Origin of the sequence: Amycolatopsis sp. NBC_00355 (genome assembly GCF_036104975.1) — a bacterium.
Lineage (GTDB): Bacteria > Actinomycetota > Actinomycetes > Mycobacteriales > Pseudonocardiaceae > Amycolatopsis.
Map to the genome: position 1 here is coordinate 1034991 of NZ_CP107982.1, position 20807 is coordinate 1055797.

General features: G+C 72.3%; 20 protein-coding genes. 9 read left to right on the forward strand and 11 right to left on the reverse strand.

The annotated features are described in order from the left end of the window. Positions 1 to 444: 444 nt before the first annotated feature. Both OHS18_RS04505 and OHS18_RS04510 read right to left on the reverse strand, forming a co-directional pair. Positions 445 to 1014: a DUF305 domain-containing protein gene (locus OHS18_RS04505; RefSeq protein ID WP_328616038.1), complete on the reverse strand. Its 570-nt coding sequence runs from the start codon at positions 1012 to 1014 to the stop codon at positions 445 to 447. Further along, positions 1011 to 1943, reverse strand: coding sequence for a DUF1996 domain-containing protein (locus OHS18_RS04510; protein WP_328455786.1), 933 nt, complete (start codon positions 1941 to 1943; stop codon positions 1011 to 1013). Before OHS18_RS04510 ends, OHS18_RS04505 begins: the two co-directional genes overlap by 4 nt. Positions 1944 to 2160: 217 nt before the next feature. Here OHS18_RS04510 and OHS18_RS04515 point away from each other — a divergent pair, with 217 nt between their 5' ends. From OHS18_RS04515 to OHS18_RS04535, 5 genes are all read left to right on the forward strand, one after another. Continuing rightward, entirely contained in the window at positions 2161 to 4293 is a 2133-nt protein-coding gene (locus OHS18_RS04515) for a discoidin domain-containing protein (protein WP_328616039.1), read from the forward strand. A 295-nt stretch (positions 4294 to 4588) separates the two neighbouring features. Beyond that, positions 4589 to 4747, forward strand: a complete 159-nt coding sequence (locus tag OHS18_RS04520) for a hypothetical protein (protein ID WP_328616040.1) — start codon at positions 4589 to 4591, stop codon at positions 4745 to 4747. 214 nt (positions 4748 to 4961) lie between these two features. Next, positions 4962 to 5396, forward strand: a complete 435-nt coding sequence (locus OHS18_RS04525) for an XRE family transcriptional regulator (protein WP_328616041.1) — start codon at positions 4962 to 4964, stop codon at positions 5394 to 5396. 39 nt (positions 5397 to 5435) lie between these two features. Beyond that, positions 5436 to 6014 (forward strand): hypothetical protein, encoded by a 579-nt coding sequence (locus tag OHS18_RS04530; protein ID WP_328616042.1) that lies wholly within the window; start codon positions 5436 to 5438, stop codon positions 6012 to 6014. Between the two features lie 9 nt (positions 6015 to 6023). Next, positions 6024 to 7079: a hypothetical protein gene (locus OHS18_RS04535; protein ID WP_328616043.1), complete on the forward strand. Its 1056-nt coding sequence runs from the start codon at positions 6024 to 6026 to the stop codon at positions 7077 to 7079. Between the two features lies 1 nt (position 7080). Here OHS18_RS04535 and OHS18_RS04540 read toward each other — a convergent pair whose 3' ends face one another. Beyond that, positions 7081 to 7593 carry a 2'-5' RNA ligase family protein gene (locus OHS18_RS04540; protein WP_328455774.1) on the reverse strand — a complete coding sequence of 171 codons (513 nt, stop codon included), beginning with the start codon at positions 7591 to 7593 and terminating at the stop codon, positions 7081 to 7083. 89 nt (positions 7594 to 7682) lie between these two features. Next, positions 7683 to 8102: a hypothetical protein gene (locus tag OHS18_RS04545; protein WP_328455772.1), complete on the reverse strand. Its 420-nt coding sequence runs from the start codon at positions 8100 to 8102 to the stop codon at positions 7683 to 7685. A 155-nt stretch (positions 8103 to 8257) separates the two neighbouring features. Here OHS18_RS04545 and dinB point away from each other — a divergent pair, with 155 nt between their 5' ends. Continuing rightward, complete coding sequence (gene dinB / locus OHS18_RS04550; protein ID WP_328616044.1) at positions 8258 to 9448, forward strand: DNA polymerase IV; 1191 nt, start codon at positions 8258 to 8260, stop codon at positions 9446 to 9448. A gap of 32 nt (positions 9449 to 9480) precedes the next feature. Here dinB and OHS18_RS04555 read toward each other — a convergent pair whose 3' ends face one another. Further along, positions 9481 to 10404 carry a class I SAM-dependent methyltransferase gene (locus tag OHS18_RS04555; protein WP_328616045.1) on the reverse strand — a complete coding sequence of 308 codons (924 nt, stop codon included), beginning with the start codon at positions 10402 to 10404 and terminating at the stop codon, positions 9481 to 9483. 172 nt (positions 10405 to 10576) lie between these two features. On the opposite strand from OHS18_RS04555, the gene OHS18_RS04560 reads away from it, so the two are divergent. Continuing rightward, on the forward strand, positions 10577 to 10987 hold the full coding sequence (locus OHS18_RS04560) for a histone-like nucleoid-structuring protein Lsr2 (protein WP_328455768.1): 411 nt from the start codon (positions 10577 to 10579) through the stop codon (positions 10985 to 10987). A gap of 897 nt (positions 10988 to 11884) precedes the next feature. Further along, complete coding sequence (locus tag OHS18_RS04565) at positions 11885 to 13180, forward strand: MFS transporter (protein WP_328616046.1); 1296 nt, start codon at positions 11885 to 11887, stop codon at positions 13178 to 13180. Between the two features lie 40 nt (positions 13181 to 13220). Here the strand turns inward: OHS18_RS04565 and OHS18_RS04570 are convergent, their stop codons facing one another. From OHS18_RS04570 to sucC, 6 genes are all read right to left on the reverse strand, one after another. Next, a complete protein-coding gene (locus OHS18_RS04570; RefSeq protein WP_328455766.1) occupies positions 13221 to 14378 on the reverse strand; it encodes an NAD-dependent formate dehydrogenase in 1158 nt (385 codons plus the stop codon). A gap of 103 nt (positions 14379 to 14481) precedes the next feature. Continuing rightward, a complete protein-coding gene (locus tag OHS18_RS04575) occupies positions 14482 to 15417 on the reverse strand; it encodes a LysR family transcriptional regulator (RefSeq protein ID WP_328616047.1) in 936 nt (311 codons plus the stop codon). Between the two features lie 4 nt (positions 15418 to 15421). Next, positions 15422 to 16237 (reverse strand): LysR family transcriptional regulator, encoded by an 816-nt coding sequence (locus OHS18_RS04580; protein ID WP_328616048.1) that lies wholly within the window; start codon positions 16235 to 16237, stop codon positions 15422 to 15424. After that, positions 16237 to 16716, reverse strand: a complete 480-nt coding sequence (locus tag OHS18_RS04585; protein WP_328616049.1) for a beta-class carbonic anhydrase — start codon at positions 16714 to 16716, stop codon at positions 16237 to 16239. The genes OHS18_RS04580 and OHS18_RS04585 overlap by 1 nt, the downstream gene beginning before the upstream one ends. After that, positions 16716 to 17597: a succinate--CoA ligase subunit alpha gene (gene sucD / locus OHS18_RS04590; RefSeq protein WP_328616050.1), complete on the reverse strand. Its 882-nt coding sequence runs from the start codon at positions 17595 to 17597 to the stop codon at positions 16716 to 16718. Before sucD ends, OHS18_RS04585 begins: the two co-directional genes overlap by 1 nt. Positions 17598 to 17600: 3 nt before the next feature. Further along, positions 17601 to 18746 carry an ADP-forming succinate--CoA ligase subunit beta gene (gene sucC / locus OHS18_RS04595; protein WP_328616051.1) on the reverse strand — a complete coding sequence of 382 codons (1146 nt, stop codon included), beginning with the start codon at positions 18744 to 18746 and terminating at the stop codon, positions 17601 to 17603. A gap of 321 nt (positions 18747 to 19067) precedes the next feature. On the opposite strand from sucC, the gene OHS18_RS04600 reads away from it, so the two are divergent. Then, positions 19068 to 20798: a thiamine pyrophosphate-binding protein gene (locus OHS18_RS04600; RefSeq protein ID WP_328616052.1), complete on the forward strand. Its 1731-nt coding sequence runs from the start codon at positions 19068 to 19070 to the stop codon at positions 20796 to 20798. The last annotated feature ends 9 nt before the right edge of the window (positions 20799 to 20807 follow it).

Consider the following 20807-nt stretch of genomic DNA (forward strand, 5'->3'; position numbering starts at 1 on the left):
CCCGCGCACCCCGCCGGACGACACGCGTACTCAGACGGACGACACACGTACCCAGAGGGTCGGCTCGCGTACCCAGCCAGTCGGTTCGCGTACCCAGAGAGTCGGCTCGCGTACCCAGCCGGACGACACGCTGCCCGAGTTCGCCTTGCCGTGTCGTCCCTCCAATCACACGTGTCGACTCCCCGAACACGCGAGCCGACTCTCCAGGCACGTGAACCGACCGTCCAGGTACGCGAGCCGACTCCCTGGGTACGCGAGCCGACCCTCTGGGTACGCGGGTCCGGCTGGGGTCGGCGGGGGAACTTTGGTGTGGCGGCAACTCGGCGACGAGTGGCGGGTTGCCGCCACTCGTCGCCGAGTACCTGCACCGGAATCCGCTCGCCCGGCCGGGCCGCTCCCGTGGCCGGCCGGGGCCCGGCAGTGGGGCCGGGCGGTGGTCTCCGGTCAGCTCGTCCGGTCCAGGACCTCCCCTTCCCGGGTCGCGGCGGCGGCGAGTTCCCCGGCCAGCGCCCGGGTCGCCGGGTCGGCGCCGGACGTCTGTTCGCCCTTCGCCAGCACCACGATCTGCTTCGAGTGGGCCCGCAGCAACGCGACGAGCCGCTGGTCGAAGCCGCCGCCGTGGCTGGTCCGGAGCGCGACCAGGTCGGCGTCGGTGATCATCCCCGGCATCCGGTGTCCGCTGTGGACGTTCCCGGCGGGCAACCCCGCCCGGTCGCGAGCCGCCCGCAGGCGGGTGAGGAACCCGTCCTGGGACGGCTCGAGGGCCGACGCGGCGGACCGCACGGCGGTGCTCGCCGCGTGGTCCACCGCGAGGTGGGCCGCCGTGACGGCGTTCTCCGTCATCGGCACGGTCAGCTGCAACCACGCGATGTCGGTCGGGTTGAACGCCCCGGACCCGGAACCCGACCCGGGGCCGGGCGGCAGCGCCGGGGCCGCCGGCGCGGCGGTGGTGGCACACCCGCCCATGGACATCGCCACCACCACCGCCGCGAGCACCGGCGCCGTCCGCCTCACGGCCGGCCGGGCAGCCGGTAGTTCGGACCGAGGACGCCCCCGCGGTCCGGCTTGTAGACGTCGAACCCGCGCGGGTCGCACTGGAGCCCGCCGTTGATGCAGTGCGTGACCAGCGCGGCGAGGGTGGGCGGGTCCCACGCGTTGAAGAAGTCGTAGTGCCACGAATACCCGCGCCCGCTGGCCAGGTGGACGCCGGACATGTCACCGCTGACCGGGAACGCGATCTTGAACTCCAGCATCGGCACCGCGACCGGGTGATCGGCGGGGCACGTCAGCGTCGTCTTGTCCGGGTACGCCATGTGGCTCTTGTGATCGGCGGAATCCAGGTGGACGCCGTCCCAGCAGCTCGGGGCCTGGTACCGGATGTTCAGCTGGCTGCCCGGCGTGCACTGCACCGGGATGTCCCAGTTGTGGAAGCTGTCCCCGCACTCCCAGCCTTCGATGGCGCCGGGCGCGTTCTGGAACTGGTCCTGGGTCGCCGTGACCGTCCCGGCCACGTAACGCAGGCCGGGCGGGAACGGCACGACCCTGGTGTAGTCGAGGATGCCGGACTTGTAGTACACGACCTGCGCGAAGTTCGGCAGGATCACCTGGTTGCCGTTGTAGACCGTCGGGAACCAGTACGCCGACAGGTCGTCCGGCGCCAGGCAGGTCGTGTTGCCCACGCCCGACTGCTGCAACGACGCCAGCGTCGTGTTCGCGTTGGTGGTCTTGTTGCCGATGAACGTGTGGTCGTGCGACGCGCCGGGCAGCCCGGGGAAGACGATCGGGTCGTCCGGCTGGTGGTGGCTGGGGGAGCAGTTGACCTGGAACTCGTGGTGGGTCACCAGGTTGTCGGCTACGGCCGGCGACGACGTCGCCGCGGTCAGGAAGGCGCCTGCCAGCACGGTGGCGGCGGTGCAGGCGAGGAGCGCGGCTTTCGATACCAAGGGTCCTCCACGGTGAGGGTGCCTGAGGAATGGGAGAGCGCTCTCCAAGAGCATGCGCACCGCGTTGCCACCCTGTCAAGGAGCACCCGCATTCGACGCCGGGAAGCGATTGTCCGGTTCGGGACGAGAAGCTTGACAACGCGGGCCGCCGTGACGAACCATCGGCCGTGCCGGAGAGCGCTCTCCAACCTCCGTCCCCTTTCGCGCGGGAGTCATCGTGGACCGACCGTTGCCCCTTCGTGCCGTCCCGGCACTCGTGGTCCTGCTGGTGCTGGGCCTGCTAGCCGGCCCGACCCCGGCACACGCCGCGACGTTGCTATCCCAAGGCAGACCCGTGACCGCCTCCAGCAGCGAGGGCGCCTCGACGCCGGCGTCCGCCGCGGTCGACGGCAACGCGGGCACCCGCTGGGCCAGCGCCTGGAGCGACCCGCAGTGGCTGCAGGTCGACCTCGGCACCGCCGCCGACATCAGCCAGGTGACCATGAACTGGGAATCGGCCTACGCGACGGCGTACGAGATCCAGGTCTCCGACAATGCCGCGTCCTGGCAGACCGTGTACAGCACGACCACCGCGACCGGCGGCGTCCAGAACCTCGCCGTCACCGGCCACGGCCGGTACGTGCGCTTCTACGGCACCCACCGCGTCGGCGGTTACGGCTACTCGCTCTGGGAGTTCCAGGTCAGCGGCACCCCGGGCACGACGACGCCGGGCGGCCCCGGCGTCACGAAGGTGACCGGCAGCCAGGGCAACTGGCAGCTGAGCGTCGACGGCCAGCCGTGGACCGTCAAGGGCCTCACCTGGGGCCCGCCGGTGAGCGAAGCATCGGCGCGGATGCCGGAGCTGCACTCGATCGGCGTCAACACCGTCCGCACCTGGGGCACCGACGGCAGCAGCCAGCCGCTGCTGGACGCCGCCGCGGCCAACGGGATCAAGGTCGTCGCCGGCTTCTGGCTGCAGCCCGGCGGCGGTCCGGGCAGCGGCGGCTGCGTGGATTACACCACCGACACGACCTACAAGAACACGATGCTCGGCGAGATCCAGAAGTGGGTCAACGCCTACAAGGGCAACGCCGGCGTGCTCATGTGGAACGTCGGCAACGAGTCGATCCTCGGCATGCAGAACTGCTACTCCGGCACGCTCCTGGAGCAGAACCGCATCGCCTACGCCCGGTTCGTCGACCAGGCCGCGCAGGCGATCCACGCGATCGACGCCAACCACCCGGTCACCTCGACCGACGCCTGGACCGGCGCGTGGCCGTACTACAAGGCCTACACCCCGAACCTCGACCTGTACTCGGTGAACTCCTACGCCCAGGTCTGCCAGGTCAAGCAGGACTGGATCAACGGCGGTTACACGAAGCCCTACATCATCACCGAGACCGGCCCGGCCGGCGAGTGGGAGGTCCCGAACGACGTCAACGGCGTCCCCGCCGAGCCGACCGACCAGCAGAAGCGCGACGGTTACACCAACGCCTGGAACTGCGTGCTGGCCCACCCCGGCGTGGCGCTCGGCGCGACGCTGTTCCACTACGGCAGCGAAGGCGACTTCGGCGGCGTCTGGTTCAACATCACCACGGGCAACGAGAAACGGCTTTCGTGGTACGCCGTCCGCAAGATCTACAGTGGACAGACCGGCGGCAACACGCCCCCGGTGATCTCGTCGATGAACCTCAGCCGCACCACCGACGTCCCGGCCGGCGGCACCTTCACCGTGACGGCGAACGTGTCCGATCCGGACGGTGACCCGATCACCTACACCATGGGCTACAACAGCAAGTACATCAACAACGCCGGGGGCCTGATCCCGGCGCAGTTCACCGGCACCGGCACGTTCACCGTCACCGCGCCGCAGGACCTGGGCGTCTGGAAGATCTACCTCTACGCCCGCGACGGGCACGGCAACGTCGGCATCGAGACGCGCTCGCTGCGCGTGGTCGCGCCGCCGGTGCCGGGCACCAACCTGGCCCGCGGCGCGGCGACGACGGCGTCGACCTACCAGGCCGACGGCCCCGGCGCGCCCTACCCGCCGCAGGCCGCGACGGACGGCAACTCGGCGACGCGCTGGGCGAGCGCGTGGGCCGACCCGCAGTGGCTGCAGGTCGACCTGGGCAGCCGGCAGGCGTTCAACCACGTCCAGCTGGTCTGGGAGTCGGCGTTCGGCAAGGCGTACGAGATCCAGGTCAGTGACGACGCGGCGAACTGGCGCTCGGTCTACGGCACCACGACCGGCGACGGCGGGGCCGACGACCTCGCGGTCTCGGCCACGGCCCGGTACGTGCGGGTGAACGCCACCCAGCGCGGCACGGCGTACGGGTATTCGCTGTACGAGTTCGGCGTCTACCGGAGCTGACGACCGGCGGTGGTCCCTCCGATCCGGCGGGGACCACCGCCCCGGTTCCGTGGGGACGGCGGCACTTGTGCCGCACCACGCGCCGCCGTGCCCCTTCTCCCGGATCGGCGGCCTCGTTGGCTTCGTCGCCTGGTTCTTCGGCCGGGCCAGGCCGCCCGAAGCGCGGTTCGAGCCGGACGTGCTCAGCCTCGACCGGACCCGCCCGCCCCACGCCAACATCACCGGGGGATCCGGGCGCGACCGACCTTCGCCCGCAGCTGATCCGCGAGGACCTGCGGGAGGCCGGCGCCGTCGAATGCGGCTGCGTCAGGCGGCCGGGACGGACGCCTGCGACCACATCACCCGGATCGGCCCGGACGACGGCGACATCCCCGCGGATCGCGGGCTGTACGTGGAGATCTCGACGGGCTGCCGCGGCCGCGGGAAGACCTCACGAACCTCGCCCGGGTGCTGAACGGAGAAGGGCCGGTACGGGGCCGCGGGTTCGGCGCGTGGCCACCCCCAGCGGCCACGTGAGTCACCTCGCGGCCGCCGGACCGGCCCGGGCTGGTGTTCCGTTTCCGAAACACCTACCGTCGGTATCGTAGTCTTCCCGGTACATGCTGTGTCAAGTTTTCGGGACAGCTAGGCTGGGCGGTGTCACGTTTCATGGTCGAGGGTGGTGTGCGGTGAGCGAGGAGCGCAGTTTCGCCGAACGGCTGGCGCACTTGATCGCGACCGTGCACCCGCCGGATCGCAAGCCGTACTCCTACCGGGAGATCGCGCACGGCGTCGCGGAGCAGACCGGCGTCACGATGTCGGCGACCCACGTGCAGCAGCTCGCCGTCGGCGCGCGCAAGGACCCGAAGCGGTCCCACATCCAGGCGCTGGCCCAGTTCTTCGGCGTGCCGGTGACGTACTTCTTCGACGACGAGGTCGCCGGCCAGGTCGACCGGCAGGTCGAGGACGTCGTGGCGTGGCGCGACGGCGAGGCCCGGAAGATGGCGCAGCGGGCGATGCAGCTTTCGCCGCGGGACCGCGAGACCGTGACCGCCCTGATGGACCAGCTCGGCAGCTACGACGAGACCCGCCGCCGCGAGGGCCGGCGCCGGAAGCCGGAGTGACGTGCGCGCGGTGACCGGTCGGCTACGATGACGTCGTCCGTGATCGCGCCCCGGTGCACCCGGCTGGCGCCCGCTCAGCGGGGAGGGCCCATCGACGCGCACGGCCTGACGCCGCTCCGAGCCGGGGCCCGCGCCCGGGTGCGGGCGGTGCTCACCGCCGTCCCGCTGCCGCGGCCGTGGTCGATGAACCGCTGGGTCGACGGCCTCGAAGCGTGGCGCGGCCGGGAGATCGACCTCGTACCGGTGGCCTATCGCCCCGGTCAGCCGTCCGGCGCCTGGCAGGCCCGCCCGGACTACGACCTGATCGCCTACACCGAGCACACCTCGGCGCTGCACCAGGACCACATCATCGCCCACGAGCTCGCCCACATGCTGTGCGCGCACACCGGCAGCTGCCTGCTGGCGGAGTCCGAGGCGGCCGAGCTCGCCCCGGATCTGGCGCCGCAGGCGTTGTCGCACCTGCTCACGCGCGTGACGAACGGCCGGGACGAGTACGAGGCCGAGCTGATCGCCGTGTTGCTGATGAGCGCCGCGACGAGCGAACCGCCCGCCGTGCAGCCGGGTGCGTCCGGCCGTGCGGCGGACCAGGCCCGGCGGCTGGCGGCGTTGCTGGGATAGTCCTGTCCCGTGATCGACATTCTGTTCCTCGGGGTCGGGTTCTTCGCACTGGTGGCCGGGATCTGGCGCGCCGTGCGGGCGCGGCGGACCGGCGCGGGCACCGGGCTGGCCGTTTCGCTCATCGCGCTCGGCGCGGCGTTCTGCTTCCTGTCCAACCGCGCCCAGGTGGTGGAGAGCGAGCTGTACCCGAGCCTCGGGCGGCTGCTCTCGAACCTCGCGACGATGGTGGCCGCGTACGGGATCGGGCTGACCGTCGCGGAGATCAGCGGCACCCGGGACCGCGGCCGGCGCACCCGGCTCGTCGCCCTGGCCGCGGCGCTGACCGTGCTGGTGGTGACGTTCTTCAGCACCTCGGACCTGCCGCGCGGCATCGGCCTGTTCGACGAGTTGTACCGGACGCACCCGACGCTGGTCGTCTACGTCTTCGCCTACACCGTCTACCTCGGGTTCGCGGTGATCGACATCGGGATCGTGTCGGCCGTGACGATCCGCGCGAGCGGCGGCGCGCTGCGCGCCGGGCTCACGTTGCTGCTGCTGGCGTCCGCGTTCGCCGTCGCCTACCTCGGCGGGAAGGTCGTCGCGACGATCAAGGCGCTGCAGTCGGACCACCCGGCGAAGGCGTTGTGCGGTGGGCCGTTCTCGACCCTGCCGTGCGCGCTCGACGTCGGTTTCCCGGCGGTGTCGGTGCTGCTGATCGTGCTGGGGCTGACGATCCCGGCCGTTCCGGGGCTGGTGGCCGGCCGCCGTGACGCGCGGACCCTGCGCCTGCTCCGGCCGCTGCGCGCGCACCTCACCCGCCGGTTCCCGGAGATCGTCCGCATCGACCCGGGCGGCCCGTCGCGCCGCGAACGGCTGCTGACGGCGATGAGCGAGACCAACGACGGCCTGATCCTCGCCGGGGTGACGCCGGAGCTGGCGGCCCCGGCGGCGGCGCGGCTGGTGCGTGCCCTGCCGGACGAGCCGGGGGAAACCGTGCCGCCGGTCGCCGGAACGGAACCGTTCGCCGCGGACGTCGCGCGGTTGCGGGCGATCGCCCGGGCCTTCCGGAGCGGCACCGCCGGCTGAGTCAGGCGCCGAACGGCGCGGTGAGCCGCGTTTCCCAGCCGTCGTCGTCGAGGGCGACCAGGTGCAGGGCCTCCGCGCGGGCGTCCAGCGGGAGCAGCGGCCGGACCGCGGCCGCGACCCGCTCGAGGTCGGCGTCGCCGCCGCCCATCGCGACGGTCAGGTGAGCGGCGGGTGTCGGGCCGAACCGGCCACCGTAGGGCCGGACGTCCGGCCAGCGCGCGCAGACGGCGTCGGCGATCGGTTGCAGCGAGGGCACCGGGACCGCCGAGAAGCCCGGTGCGGTGACCAGTTCGGTGAGCGGCACGCCGATCGGCGCGACGGCGGCGGCGAGGTCGCGCACGGCGTCGAGGACCTCGTCGGTCACCTCGCCCGCGGGCAGGAACGGGTACAGCGCCGTGACGTGCGCGGGCAGGCCGGGGCGGACCAGTTCGGGGGCGGTGCGCCGGGCCGCGGCCAGGACGGGCTCGGCGGCGGGCAGCAGGATCACCAGCGCGGTGGTTCCGGGTCGGGGCACCCTCGCATCATGGCAGTGCGACGGGGCCGGCCGCCGTCCGCGGCAGAACAGGCGCGCTGACCAGCGGGGTACCTCGGAACGGGACTCGGTCAGGCCGCGGCGCTTTCCGGGAACCGGCTCGCGCGGGCCAGCGCGAGGCTGCGGCGGCACAGCGCGACCAGCTCGTCGTTCGCGCGGCTGCGCGGGCTGTGGCCGCAGAGCCCGCAGCTGATGGTGACCTCGCCGGTGAGCTCGTCCACCGCGACCAGGGCCTGGTGGTCACACCGGCGGCACCAGCGGTAGCCGATCGCGGAGTTGGCGTGCACCGGGGACGAGACGCATTCGTGCAGCCAGCGGCGGTGCGTCCGGCAGGTGACCCGGTCGGTCGGGTCGAGCCCGCCGGCGTCCTCCACCCGGTCCTCGCGGGCCAGCGTCGACGCCAGCAGCGGCTGCCGCGGCGCGGCCGGCCGGTCCTGCGGGCTCGGCCCGGCCCACGCGTGGTGGTCGCCGCAGCGGCACTTCTCGGTCATTTCGCTCCCAAGCTCCGGTAGGTCGACGCCTTCGAGTGTGGGCGCGGTCACGCGCCGCGGACAACCGGGAAAACGCCCGGTTTCGGCCAGCGGCACAACGGTGGCGGCGGACGGACGGGCGGATTTCGGCGCGCGGGTATGCGAACATATGTTCTATGACCGCCGAGGGCCCCATCCTCCACGCCGACCTCGACTCCTTCTACGCGTCGGTCGAGCAGCGCGACGACCCGGGGCTGAAGGGGCGCCCGGTCATCGTCGGCGGCGGGGTGGTGCTGGCCGCGAGTTACGAGGCCAAGGCCTACGGCGTGCGTACCGCGATGGGCGGCGCGCAGGCCCGGCGGCTGTGCCCGCACGCGGTCGTCGTGCCGCCGCGGATGTCCGCCTACTCCGCCGCCAGCAAAGCGGTGTTCGAGGTCTTCCGCGACACCACGCCGCTGGTGGAAGGGATTTCGATCGACGAAGCCTTCCTCGACGTCGGCGGATTGGCCAGGATCGCCGGACGGCCGAGCGCCGTCGCCCAGCGGCTGCGGCAGGCGGTCGCCGAGCGGGCCGGGCTGCCGATCACCGTCGGCGTCGCGCGGACGAAGTTCCTCGCCAAGGTCGCCAGCCGGGTGGCGAAGCCGGACGGCCTGCTCGTCGTGCCGCACGACGCGGAGATGGAGTTCCTGCACCCGCTCCCGGTCGGCGCGCTGTGGGGCGTCGGGAAGGTGACCGAGGAGAAGCTGCGGGCCCGGGGCGTCGTCACCGTGGGCCAGCTGGCCGCCTCCGAACCGGTGGACCTCGCCGGCCTGCTGGGCCGGGGCGCCGGGCGGCACCTGCACGAGCTGGCGCACAACCGCGACCCCCGCCTCGTCGAGACGGGGGTGCGGCGCCGGTCGATCGGCGCGCAGCGGGCCCTCGGCCGCGGCCGGCGGACCCCGGCCGAGCTGGACGTCGTCCTCGTGGCCCTGATCGACCGCATCGCCCGGCGGCTGCGCGCGGCCCACCGCATCTGCCGCACGGTGACCCTCCGCCTGCGTTTCGCCGACTTCACCCGGGCGACGCGCTCGTGCACGCTGAACGAGCCGACCGAGGGCACCGGCCGGCTGCTCGCGGCGGCGCGCGAGCTCCTCGAGGCCGCGCTGCCGCTGATCGCCGACCGCGGGATCACGCTGCTCGGCGCGTCGCTGTCCAACCTGACCGACGACGACCACGTCCAGCTGGCCCTCCCGTTCGAGCGCCGGCGGGCCACCCAGCTGGACTCGGCGCTCGACTCGGTGCGGGACCGCTTCGGGAAGGCGTCGGTCACCCGCGCCGTGCTGCTGGGCCGTCCGGACGAGCCGGAGATGCCGCTACTGCCCGATTGACAGAGAAGATCGACGTCGCGACGGGAAAGTGTTCAGCTTTCCCGTCGCGACGGGGGAATGCGCGCGTGCGTCAGGTGGGAAAGCCGGCTCGGCTTCAGGGCGTCGTCGCGATTCCAGGCCCCCGGACCGGCGCACTCGTGCTGAGCGGCTTGTTCGACCACTTCGAAACCGTTGCCGCGCAGGAGCTCCGCCATGGCGGCGGGGGAGAGGAAGGTGTGCCACGGCTCACCCTCTTCGGCGGCAATCGGCGCGACGGCTTCGGCGTAGGCGTTTCCGGCCGCGTCGCGCAGTTCCGCGGGGAGCAGGTGGTCGGCCACGATTTCCGAGCCGGGGGCGAAACCGCCGAGAACCGTCAACGTGGCCAGAATCGCCGCCCGGGTCAGGTACATGGTGACTCCGAGCCAGCTGACGAACACGGGACGGCGCGGGTCGAGTCCACTCTGGACGAGCCGGTCGCGGAGCGCATCGGTTTCGAAGTCGACCGCGACGAAGATCACCGAAGCCGGGACGGCGATGCCGGCGGCGTCCAGGAGTTCCCGTTTGGCGGCCTGCGTCGCCGGCTGGTCGACCTCGAACACGCGGAACCGGCCGGGCGGTGTCCGATAGGCGAAGGAATCGAGTCCGGCGCCGAGAATCACATACTGGTCTATACCGGAATTGACGCGCAGGAGACGTTCTTCGGTGAACCGGCTGCGGCAGACGGCCTCGGCTCGCGCGCCGGCGAGGATCGGGTGGGTACCGTGGAGGCGGTGATACGCCAGCAGTTCTTCGGCGCGGGCGCCGAGCAACGGCGCGGCGAGCGGGTCCGAGAAGAGCGGCGGTGCGGCGTCGACCAGCAAATGTGCGGCTCGCGCGGCGGCCGCGGTGAACGCTGTGCGGCTGACGCCGGGCGCATTGACGGGAGAATCGGGCGAAGTCATCCCGCAACGGTACCGATTTGATTTCGAGCATATCACGAAAACCGAATTTCTACAAGATCAGGCCCATTCCGACTAGGTTGCGATCACGTCTGTACACGGGCGGTCCCGGGGTCCGGGCGGCCATTGTGGACGCCCCGCGTGCCGGACGGGATTCGACAGGTTAGGGTCTGTCCGACCGTGTTCTGGAGAAGATGAGGAACGACGAACCATGGCGCAACGGGTGCACGTCGAGATGGTGGACGATCTCGACGGGAGCGAGGCGAACCAGACCGTCCCCTTCGCCCTCGACGGGGTGAGCTTCGAGATCGACCTCTCCGAGGAGAACGCTTCGGCGCTGCGGGACGAGCTCGCCCGCTACGTCGGCGCCGCACGGCGCATCGGCGGCCGCAAGGTCCGGCTCGCGACGGGGCAGTCGCTGACGGGCGCGGCGAGCTCGGGCACCGACCGCGAGCGCAACCGGCAGATCCGCGAGTGGGCGCAGGACAACGGCTACGAGGTGGCCGAGCGAGGCCGTCTCTCCAGCGAGATCATCGCCGGTTTCGAGGAGCACCAGGCCGCTGCGGCCGAGCCGGCCGAAGCCAAGCCGGCCCGCAAGCGCGCGACCCGCAAGAAGGCCTGACGCGGTCCGTCTGACACGGATCGCCTGCCGCGCAACGGGTCCGGCGCCTGGGGGCGCCGGTCACCCGGAGCGCGGCCGAGGTTCCGGGAGCCGGACGCCGATCGGTAGCGCGCGTCCTGGTCGGTATCCGGCTGTTTCTCTTATGTCGCCGGGTGATTGAGTTGTGCGGCGCACAAAGCCGATCGCTCGCCGAGGCGCCCGGCGGCGATGGCGCTCGACTGAGTTGCTCCGTCGCGTGTCTTTCCCGCCGCTCGAGTGCTCCGCGCCGGGCCGCGTGGCCGCCCCGAGTTGCGCGCCCACCCACCGCTCGGCCAGTGGGCGGCCCTCCCGTCATCGTGGTGGCCGTTGGCTGGCGGCTCGTCCATTCGTGAACGGTCACGGTGCTGACCGGATCGCCCGACGCGGCGAGCGGAACGACCGACACAGCACTGTCGGACATGGCTCGGCGCGGTGGGGTGCCGCCCCTCGTATCGGACCGAAGTCTGCTGCTCTCTCCGTGTGACCGAATCGGCGGCCGGGACGGCCCGGCCTGCGGTGATCGAAGGGAACCTGACACTTTCCCAGGCGCCGAAAGGCTTGTCTGAGGGGGTCTCCGCTGGCCAGACTGTCAGTGCTCCGCGCGGCCGGTACCGCGCCGGAGCACTGGCCCGGTGGCCGCCTCCTCCCTCGATGGCCACCGGGCCGCCTTCCCGCCTCGGCCTGGCCTGTCGGCCGCCGCCGGAATCCCTGCGCCGCAACGAATCGCGTGCGAAACCCGCGCCCGTGGCGGGCAAGAGCGTCCGAATCCGCACTCGGGCCGCCGATCGGTTCCTGTCTGTGGACAACCAGGCCACCGAAGCGCACAATCTGACTACTCCATACTGCATACAATCGGCAGTCGAACGGATGGTGGTCGTGATGTCCGAGGTCCGCGAGCTCCGGGACGTCTACGGACGGCGGTACCGGGTCGGGGAGACCGACCTCGAGCTGCTGGGCCGGCCACGTGGCCGGATCACCTGGCTGGCCGCGGCGGGCATGCTCGCCGCCGGCGTGCAGCAGTACGGCTTCGGCGCGATCGTGCCCGAGCTGAGCCGGGCGCACGGCTGGACGTCCGGCGCGATCGTCCTGACCTTCGCGCTCTGGGCGATCTGCCAGGCCGGCATCGCCTTCCCGGCCGCGTGGCTGCGCGAACGCGGGGTGCTGCCCGCCCCCGCGGCGATGGGCCTCGGCGCGGTCCTGTGCGCCGCCGGGCTGGTCACGCTCGGCCACGCCGGCAGCCTGCTCACCGTGTTCCTCGGCTACTCGGTGCTCGGCGGGCTCGGCACCGGCCTCGTCTACGCCACCTGCGTCGGCGCCGTGCTGGCCTGGTTCCCGGACCGCTCCGGCCCGAGCGCCGGCGTCGTCAGCGGCGCCTTCGCCTGGGGCAGCGTGCCGTTCGTCGTGCTGGCCGCGCTGCTCCCGGACGTCCGGCCGGCACTGCTCGACGGGACCGCCGCCGTGGTGCTCGTCGTGATCGCCGGGTGCGGCGCCCTGCTGCGCTACCCGCCGCGGCACTGGTGGCCCGCGACGCCGGAGCCGCGCACCTGGGCGCTGGACAGGGCGCACAACCGGCACCCGGCGATCCGGCACTACCGGCCCGCCGAGCTGTTCCGCTGCGGCACCACCCTCGCGCTGTACCTCGTGGTCGTGCTCGCCGCCGCCGTGCTGCTGTTCGATCTCGCCTACCTGGCGACGTTCGTGGCCGAGCGCAGCGGTCCCGGGCTCGCCGCGGCCGCGCTGGCCCTGCTCGCCGCGGCTACCGGGAGCGGCCGGGTCCTTATCGGACGGCTCGCCGACCGGCTCGGCCGCCGCCGGATCCTGCGCCTGGCCCTGCTCGCCGGCGGCGTCGCGCAGTTCGTCCTCTACTACTCGGGCGAACACCGCCACGCTGTCGGGCTGCTGCTGGGTGTCGCGCTGGCCGGGCTCGGCAACGGCTGCTGCTACACGCTGCTGGTCGGTCTGGTGCGCGAGTACTTCGGCGAGGAGTCGGCGTTGCAGAACTTCGGTGTCCTCTACAGCGCCAAGGCCGTCGGCGCGGTCGTCGGGGTCGGGCTCGCCGCGGTCGGCCTGCTGGGCGCGTTCGCCGTCGCCGGGGTGCTGAGCGTCGCCGGGGCGCTGCTCACCGGACGCCTCACCCAGCCCGGCCGGCCGAAGTCGTTGCTGCCCACGGCGTAGCGGCCGGTGGGCGGGACGTGTCCCGCCCACCGGAACCCGCTCAGCGCGTCGAGTAGGAGTGCGCGCCGGTGCCGGCGAGCTTGCCGCCGTCGACAATCAGGTACTCGTCGCGGATCGGCGACCCGCCGAAGTGGTCCTCCAGGATCTCGCGCGTCCCGGCCGCGTAGCGCGCCTGCGCCGAGAGCGACGACCCGGAGATGTGCGGCGTCATGCCCTGGTACGGCATCGTCCGCCACGGGTGGTCGGCCGGCGCGGGCTGCGGGTACCAGACGTCGCCCGCGTACCCGGCCAGCTGCCCGCTCTCGAGCGCGCGGACCACGGCGTCGCGGTCGGCGATCTTCGCCCGCGCCGTGTTGATCAGGTACGCGCCACGCTTCATCGACGCGATCAGCTCGTCGCCGAACAGGCCCTCGGTCTCCGGGTGCAGCGGCGCGTTGATCGTCACGACGTCGCAGTGCGGCACCAGGTCCGCGGCACTCGGGTGGAAGGTCAGGTTCAGCTCCCGCTCCACCTCGGCCGGCAGCCGGTGCCGGTCGGTGTAGTGCAGGTGGACGTCGAACGGCGCCAGCCGCCGCAGCACGGCGGTGCCGATCCGCCCGGCCGCGACCGTGCCGATGTGCATGCCCTCGACGTCGTAGGAGCGTGCGACGCAGTCGGCGATGTTCCAGCCGCCGTCCAGTACGACCTGGTGCGACGGCAGGTAGTTGCGCACCTGCGAGAGGATCATCATCACGACGTGCTCGGCCACGCTGATGCTGTTGCAGTAGGTGACCTCGGCGACCGTGACGCCGTGGGCGATGGCCGCGTCGAGGTCGACGTGGTCCGAGCCGATCCCGGCGGTGACGGCCAGCTTCAGCTTCGGCGCCCGCGCGATCCGCTCGGCGGTGAGGTAAGCGGGCCAGAACGGCTGGGAGATCACGATCTCGGCGTCGGCGAGCTCGCGGTCGAACTCCGAGTCGTCGCCGTCCTTGTCGGAGGTGACGACGAGCGTGTGTCCCTGTGCCTCCAGGAACTTCCGCAACCCCAGCTCGCCGGAGACGCTGCCGAGGAGCTGTCCCGGCGTGAAGTCGACACCCTGCGGGGTGGGCAGGGTCTGGCCGCCGGGGTAGCCGTCCAAGCGCGGCAGGTCGTCGCGCGGGTAGGTCTTCGGGTAGCCGTCCACCGGGTCGTCGTAGAGCACGCACAGCACCTTTGCCACGGCGTCACACTCCAATGTTTCCGTTGCGGGACAAGTACTTTCACCGTCCTCCGCGCACACGAGCGGGTCAACGTGAAGGTTTCTATCCCGGGATAGGCACCGGCTATCGGGCCTGCTCGGCGAGGTGCCGGTGCAACAACGCGTCGAGGGTGCCGCGGACGTCGACACCGCGCACGACTTCGAGCAGCGCGCGGGCGAGGATCGGCTCGGGCGAGCCCGCCGTCACCACCAGCCCGATCCGGTGCGACCGCGACGGCGTTTCGAGCGGCACCACGCGCATGCCCGGCGGCACGCCGAACAGGTGCAGCCACGCGTGGGAGATGACGCTGGACCAGTGGTGCGTGGCGACGTGGGAGTAGAGCGCGGAGACGGTGTCCGTCTCGATCGCCGGCACGACGGTGGCGCCGGCCTCGGCGAACAGCGCGTCGAGCACGCGGCGGTTGCGCATGTGCGGCATGAGCAGGCACAGCGGTAGCGTGGCGACCTCGGCCCAGCGCACCAGCCGGCGCCCGGCCAGCTCGCCGTCGGACGGCGTCAGCAGCAGGTACCGCTCCTCGTAGAGCGGGACGCACCGGAGCCCGTGCGGCGTCTCGTCGTCCACATAGGTCAGTCCGGCGTCGAGCTCGAACGCGGTCAGCCGGCGGGCGATCTCGTCCGAGGACAACGATTCCAGCGTCACCCGGGCGTGCGGGTGCCGCTCGCGGAAGGGCGCGGTGAGCATCGACATGGCGGTGAGCGCGGTCGGGATGGCGCCGACGCGCAGCACCCCCGAGAGACTGTCGCGCATCGCCGAGAGGTCTTCGTTCAGCGCGTCGCGCTCGGCCAGGATCCGCTGCGCCCACAGCAGGACGCGCTCGCCTTCGGGCGTCAACCCGGCATAGCGCGCGCCGCGCTGGACGACCTGGGTGCCGAGCTCGCCCTCGAGCTTCCGGATCCCGGCCGAAAGTGACGGCTGGGACACGTGGCACGCCTGCGCGGCCCGGGCGAAGTGCCCCTCGCGGGCCAGCGCGACGAGGTATTCGAGCTGGCGCAGCAGCATGGGTTCAGCCCAGGTGAGCGAGCACCGCGGCGACGGCGGCCGGCGGGTCCGCCCGGTGGATCGCGGCGACCTGCCAAAGCGGCGACGTCGCGAACCGCCGTACCGTCAGATCGGGGAACCGCGCCGCCGCCGAGGCCGGGAGGACACACGCCGCCAGCCCGCCGCGGACGAGCCCGGCCGCGGCGGTGAGGTCGTCGACTTCGAGGGCGACCCGGCGGCCGGTGAACGCGCGGTCGACGGCGTCCCGGATCGCCCAGCCCCGCGGGAAGTCCACCAGCGCCAGCCCCGACAGGTCGGCCGGCGCCGAACGCGACCCGCCCGGAGCCGTCACCAGGACCAGCTCTTCGCCGGCCAGCGGTGTGCCGGGCGGCGCGGCCGGGTCGCCGGGGTCCGGCACGCTCACAGCGATGTCCACTGTGGACTCCGCGACGGCGTGGGCCGGCTCGTCGCGGCCCAGCTGGCGGACCTCGACGGCCAGCGCCGGGTGCGCGTCCCGCAGGCCGGCGAGTACCCGGTGCACGTCGGTGAGCAGACCCGGGACGAGCCCGAGCCGGACCCGGCCGTGCACCGGGGAGATCGCCGCCCGGGCCCGTTCCACCGCTACGAGGGCCGCCCGCGCGGCGGGCACGAAGGCCTCGCCGGCGGGCGTCAGCGCCACCCGGTGCGTGGTGCGGTGGAACAGCGGCGTGCCGAGGTCGCGTTCCAGCGCCCGGACGACCGTGGACACCGTCGACTGGACGGTGTGCAGCCGCAGCGCGGCGGCGGTGAAGCCGCCTTCCTCGGCGACCGCCACCACGACCGCGAGCTGGCGCAGGTCCATCACGTCACCTCGTCCAGCGCGCCGGTCCGCTCGTCGAGGACGAACCCGCGCACCGCGCCGGTGTGCGGCGGGAACGGGCCGGCCCGCAGCCGCGCGATGCACTGCCGGACGTCCTGGGCCGGGTCGGTGAACGTCTCCGCGGCCCAGCCCGGCCGGATCCCGGTGCGCTCTTCCAGCTGCCGCGCGAACTCCGTGTCGGTGAAGGTGCGCATCCCGCAGTCGTGGTGGTGCAGCAGCACGACCTCGCGGGTGCCGAGCAGGTGCTGGCTGATCGTCAGCGAGCGGATCGCGTCGTCGGTGACGGCGCCGCCGGCGTTGCGGATGACGTGCGCGTCCCCTTCCCGGAGCCCGAGCAGCCGGTGGACGCTGATCCGGGCGTCCATGCAGGCCAGCACGGCGACCCGCAGCCGCGGCCGTTTCGGGCCGGAAGCCGGGCCGCGGGCACGCGCGTGCCGCACGAGCGAGTCGGTGACGGCCATCAGCCGAGCAGCTCACGGGCGAGGGCCGCGGTCTCGCTCGGCGTCCGGCCGACGCGGATCCCGGCCGCTTCCAACGCCGTCTTCTTCGCTTCCGCGGTTCCGGACGAGCCGGAGACGATCGCGCCCGCGTGGCCCATGGTCTTGCCCTCGGGCGCGGTGAACCCGGCGACGTAACCGACGACCGGCTTGGACACGTTGGCGCGCACGAAGTCCGCGGCCCGCTCCTCGGCGTCGCCGCCGATCTCGCCGATCAGCACGATCAGGTCGGTCTCCGGGTCCTTCTCGAACGCCTCGACGGCGTCGATGTGCGTCGTCCCGATGATCGGGTCGCCGCCGATCCCGACACAGGTGGAGAACCCGATGTCGCGCAGCTCGTGCATGAGCTGGTAGGTCAGGGTGCCGGACTTCGAGACGAGCCCGATCCGCCCCGGGCCGGTGATGTCGGCGGGGATGATCCCGGCGTTGGACTTGCCGGGGGAGATGACGCCGGGGCAGTTCGGCCCGATGATCCGCGTCCGCCCGCCCGCGGCGACGGCGTGCGCCCACAGCCGCGCGGTGTCGTGCACCGGGACGCCTTCGGTGATCACCACCGCCAGGCCGATCCCGGCGTCGACGGCTTCGACGACGGCGTCCTCGACGAACGGCGGCGGCACGAACAGCACGCAGACGTCGGCGCCGGTCGCGGCCATCGACTCGGCGACGCTGCCGAACACCGGCAGCTTCGCGGAGGCGATCTCGACATGCTGGCCGGCTTTGCGCGGGTTGACCCCGCCGACGACGTTCGTCCCGGCGGCGAGCATCCGCGCGGTGTGCTTCGCGCCCTCGGTGCCGGTGATGCCGGAAACGACGATCCGGCTGTTCTCGTCCAGGAAGATGGCCACGGGTCAGACCTCCGCGATCGCGAGTTTCGCCGCCTCGCGGGCGGCGTCGTCCATGGTGGCCACCACGGTGACCAGCGGGTGGGCGGCCAGTTCGAGGATCCGCCTGCCCTCGGCCACGTTGTTGCCGTCGAGCCGCACGACCAGCGGTTTCGTGGCCCGCTCGCCGAGCACTTCCAGGGAGCGCACGATCCCGGTCGCCACGGCGTCGCAGGCGGTGATGCCGCCGAAGACGTTGACGAACACGCTGCGCACCTGCGGATCGCCGAGGATCACGCTCAGCCCGGCCACCATCACCTCGGCCGACGCGCCGCCGCCGATGTCGAGGAAGTTCGCCGGGCCGCGCGCGCCGGCCTCGGCCGCGGCCGAGGCGACGACGTCCAATGTGGACATCACGAGCCCGGCGCCGTTGCCGATCACGCCGATGTCGCCGTCCAGCTTGACGTAGTTGAGGCACTGCGACCGCGCCGCTCGTTCCAGCGGGTCGCCGTCGTGGGGATCGTCGAACGACGCAGCGCGGCGGAAGCCCGCGTTGTCGTCGAGGGTGATCTTGCCGTCGAGGGCGACGATCCCGGCCGTCGTGCGAGCGAGGGGATTGACCTCGACCAGCGTGGCGTCCTCGGCGACGAAGACGTCCCACAGCTTCCGGACGACCGCCGCGGCCTCGTCGCGCACGTCCGGGGGGAAGGCCGCGGCCACCGCGGCGGCGTCCACTCCGTGCTGGGCGTGCACCGGAACCCGCAGCAGCGCTTCGGGTTTCGTCGCGGCGACGTCCTCGATGTCCATGCCGCCTTCGGTCGACGCCATGGCCAGGAACGTGCGGCCGGCGCGGTCGAGCAGGAAGCAGACGTAGTACTCCTCGGCGATCTCGCTCGCCTCGGTGACGAGCACCCGGTGCACGGTGTGCCCCTTGATGTCCATGCCGAGGATGTCGTCGGCGGCCTGCTCGGCGTCATCGGCCGTGCGCACGACGCGGACGCCGCCGGCCTTGCCCCGGCCGCCGGTCTTCACCTGGGCCTTGACCACCACCGGCCCACCGAGCGCCACGGCGGCGTCGCGGGCGGCGGCGGGAGCGGCGGCGACGCGGCCGCGGGGGACGGGCACGCCGTGTTTCTCGAAGAGGTCTCGGGCTTCGTGTTCGAAGAGGTCCATGCGGGGGGCGTCCTTTCCGCGGCGGTGCAGGGCAAGGAGGTCCGCCGTGTCCGGGCAGGCGATCGCACCCTTCGGGCTGGGGAAAAACCCTGCGGATGGGCCTGGACACGGGCTGCTTGAAGGGCGACTATATGCCTACCCCATACGGTATGCAATCTACAGTCTGCCGCGAAGAGGCCGCTGACCTCGGCTGTAACAACCGGACCTTCGGCCCGGGCCGGGGGCTCCGCCACCCGGAACCCCCGAAGGACCGGACAGGGGAGCGGCGACGAGCGAACGCCGGGCCAGAGAGACCCGGCGTGGACCAGAGGAGTCGAGCGAATGACAACCACAGGCACCACCGCGGGGGAAAGCGCCCAGGCCACGAACGGCGCCGAACCCGCGCCGGCGGAGATCTCGGGCGGGCACCTGGTGGCCAAAGCCCTCAAGGCCGAAGGCGTCGACACCATCTTCACCCTCTGCGGCGGCCACATCATCGACATCTACGACGGCTGCGTCGACGAGGGCATCAAGGTCATCGACGTCCGGCACGAACAGGTCGCCGCCCACGCGGCCGACGGCTACGCGCGGATCACCGGAAAACCCGGCTGCGCGGTCGTCACCGCCGGACCCGGCACGACCGACGCGGTCACCGGCGTCGCCAACGCCCTGCGCGCGGAGAGCCCGATACTGCTCATCGGCGGCCAGGGCGCGCTCACCCAGCACAAGATGGGGTCCCTGCAGGACCTCCCGCACGTGGACATGATGACGCCGATCACCAAGTTCGCCGCCACCGTGCCGCACACCGCCCGCGTCGCCGACCTGGTGTCGATGGCGTTCCGCGAGGCCTACGCCGGCGCACCCGGGCCGTCGTTCCTGGAGATCCCGCGTGACGTCCTCGACGCGCGGGTGCCGCTGTCCCAAGCGCGCATCCCCGAGTCCGGCCGCTACCGGGCGTCCACGCGCAACGCGGGGGACCCGGCCGACATCGAAAAGCTGGCCGACCTGCTGGTGCACGCCAAGAAGCCGGCGATCCTGCTCGGCAGCCAGGTGTGGACGACCCGCGCGACCGAACCCGCCGTGGACCTCGTGCGCACGCTGAACATCCCGGCGTACATGAACGGCGCCGGCCGCGGCACGCTGCCACCGGGCGACCCGCACCACTTCCAGCTCTCCCGCCGGTACGCCTTCGACAACGCCGACGTCATCGTCATCGTCGGCACCCCGTTCGACTTCCGGATGGGCTACGGCAAGCGGTTGTCCCCGGACGCCACCGTCGTCCAGATCGACCTGGACTACCGCACCGTCGGCAAGAACCGCGACATCGACCTCGGCATCGTCGGCGACGCCGGCCAGGTGCTGGCCGCGGTCGCCGAGGCCGCGTCGGGCCGCAACGACAACGGCTCGGTCGGGCGCAAGGTCTGGCTCGAAGAACTTCAAGCCGTGGAGGAGAAGGCGAAGCAGAAGCGGTTGCCGCTGCAGCACTCCGACGCGACGCCGATCCACCCGTACCGGCTGGTGCACGAGATCAACGAGTTCCTCACCGAGGACTCGATCTACATCGGCGACGGCGGCGACATCGTCACCTTCTCCGGCCAGGTCGTCCAGCCCAAGTCGCCCGGCCACTGGATGGACCCCGGTCCACTCGGGACACTCGGCGTCGGCATCCCGTTCGTGCTGGCCGCCAAGCACGCCCGGCCCGACAAGGAGGTCGTCGCCCTGTTCGGCGACGGCGCGTTCAGCCTCACCGGCTGGGACTTCGAGACGCTCGTGCGCTTCGACCTTCCGTTCGTCGGGATCGTCGGCAACAACTCGTCGATGAACCAGATCCGCTACGGCCAGGCCGCGAAGTACGGCCTCCCGCGCGAGCGCGTCGGCAACACCCTCGGCGACGTCCGGTACGACGAGTTCGCCCGGATGCTCGGCGGCTACGGCGAAGAGGTCCGCGACCCGGCCGACATCGCGCCGGCGCTGCAGCGGGCCCGCGAATCGGGCAAGCCGTCGCTGATCAACGTCTGGGTCGACCCGGACGTGTACGCCCCCGGAACCATGAACCAGACCATGTACAAGTGAGCGGAGACA

What these genes read in the sequence shown, in the direction of transcription:
- OHS18_RS04520 (WP_328616040.1), top strand. Translation starts at nt 4,589, where the DNA reads ATGCGGCTGCGTCAGGCGGCCGGGACGGACGCCTGCGACCACATCACC.
- OHS18_RS04545 (WP_328455772.1), bottom strand. Translation starts at nt 8,102, where the DNA reads ATGACCGAGAAGTGCCGCTGCGGCGACCACCACGCGTGGGCCGGGCCG.
- dinB (WP_328616044.1), top strand. Translation starts at nt 8,258, where the DNA reads ATGACCGCCGAGGGCCCCATCCTCCACGCCGACCTCGACTCCTTCTAC.
- OHS18_RS04560 (WP_328455768.1), top strand. Translation starts at nt 10,577, where the DNA reads ATGGCGCAACGGGTGCACGTCGAGATGGTGGACGATCTCGACGGGAGC.
- OHS18_RS04565 (WP_328616046.1), top strand. Translation starts at nt 11,885, where the DNA reads ATGTCCGAGGTCCGCGAGCTCCGGGACGTCTACGGACGGCGGTACCGG.
- OHS18_RS04575 (WP_328616047.1), bottom strand. Translation starts at nt 15,417, where the DNA reads ATGCTGCTGCGCCAGCTCGAATACCTCGTCGCGCTGGCCCGCGAGGGG.
- OHS18_RS04580 (WP_328616048.1), bottom strand. Translation starts at nt 16,237, where the DNA reads ATGGACCTGCGCCAGCTCGCGGTCGTGGTGGCGGTCGCCGAGGAAGGC.
- OHS18_RS04585 (WP_328616049.1), bottom strand. Translation starts at nt 16,716, where the DNA reads ATGGCCGTCACCGACTCGCTCGTGCGGCACGCGCGTGCCCGCGGCCCG.
- sucC (WP_328616051.1), bottom strand. Translation starts at nt 18,746, where the DNA reads ATGGACCTCTTCGAACACGAAGCCCGAGACCTCTTCGAGAAACACGGC.
- OHS18_RS04600 (WP_328616052.1), top strand. Translation starts at nt 19,068, where the DNA reads ATGACAACCACAGGCACCACCGCGGGGGAAAGCGCCCAGGCCACGAAC.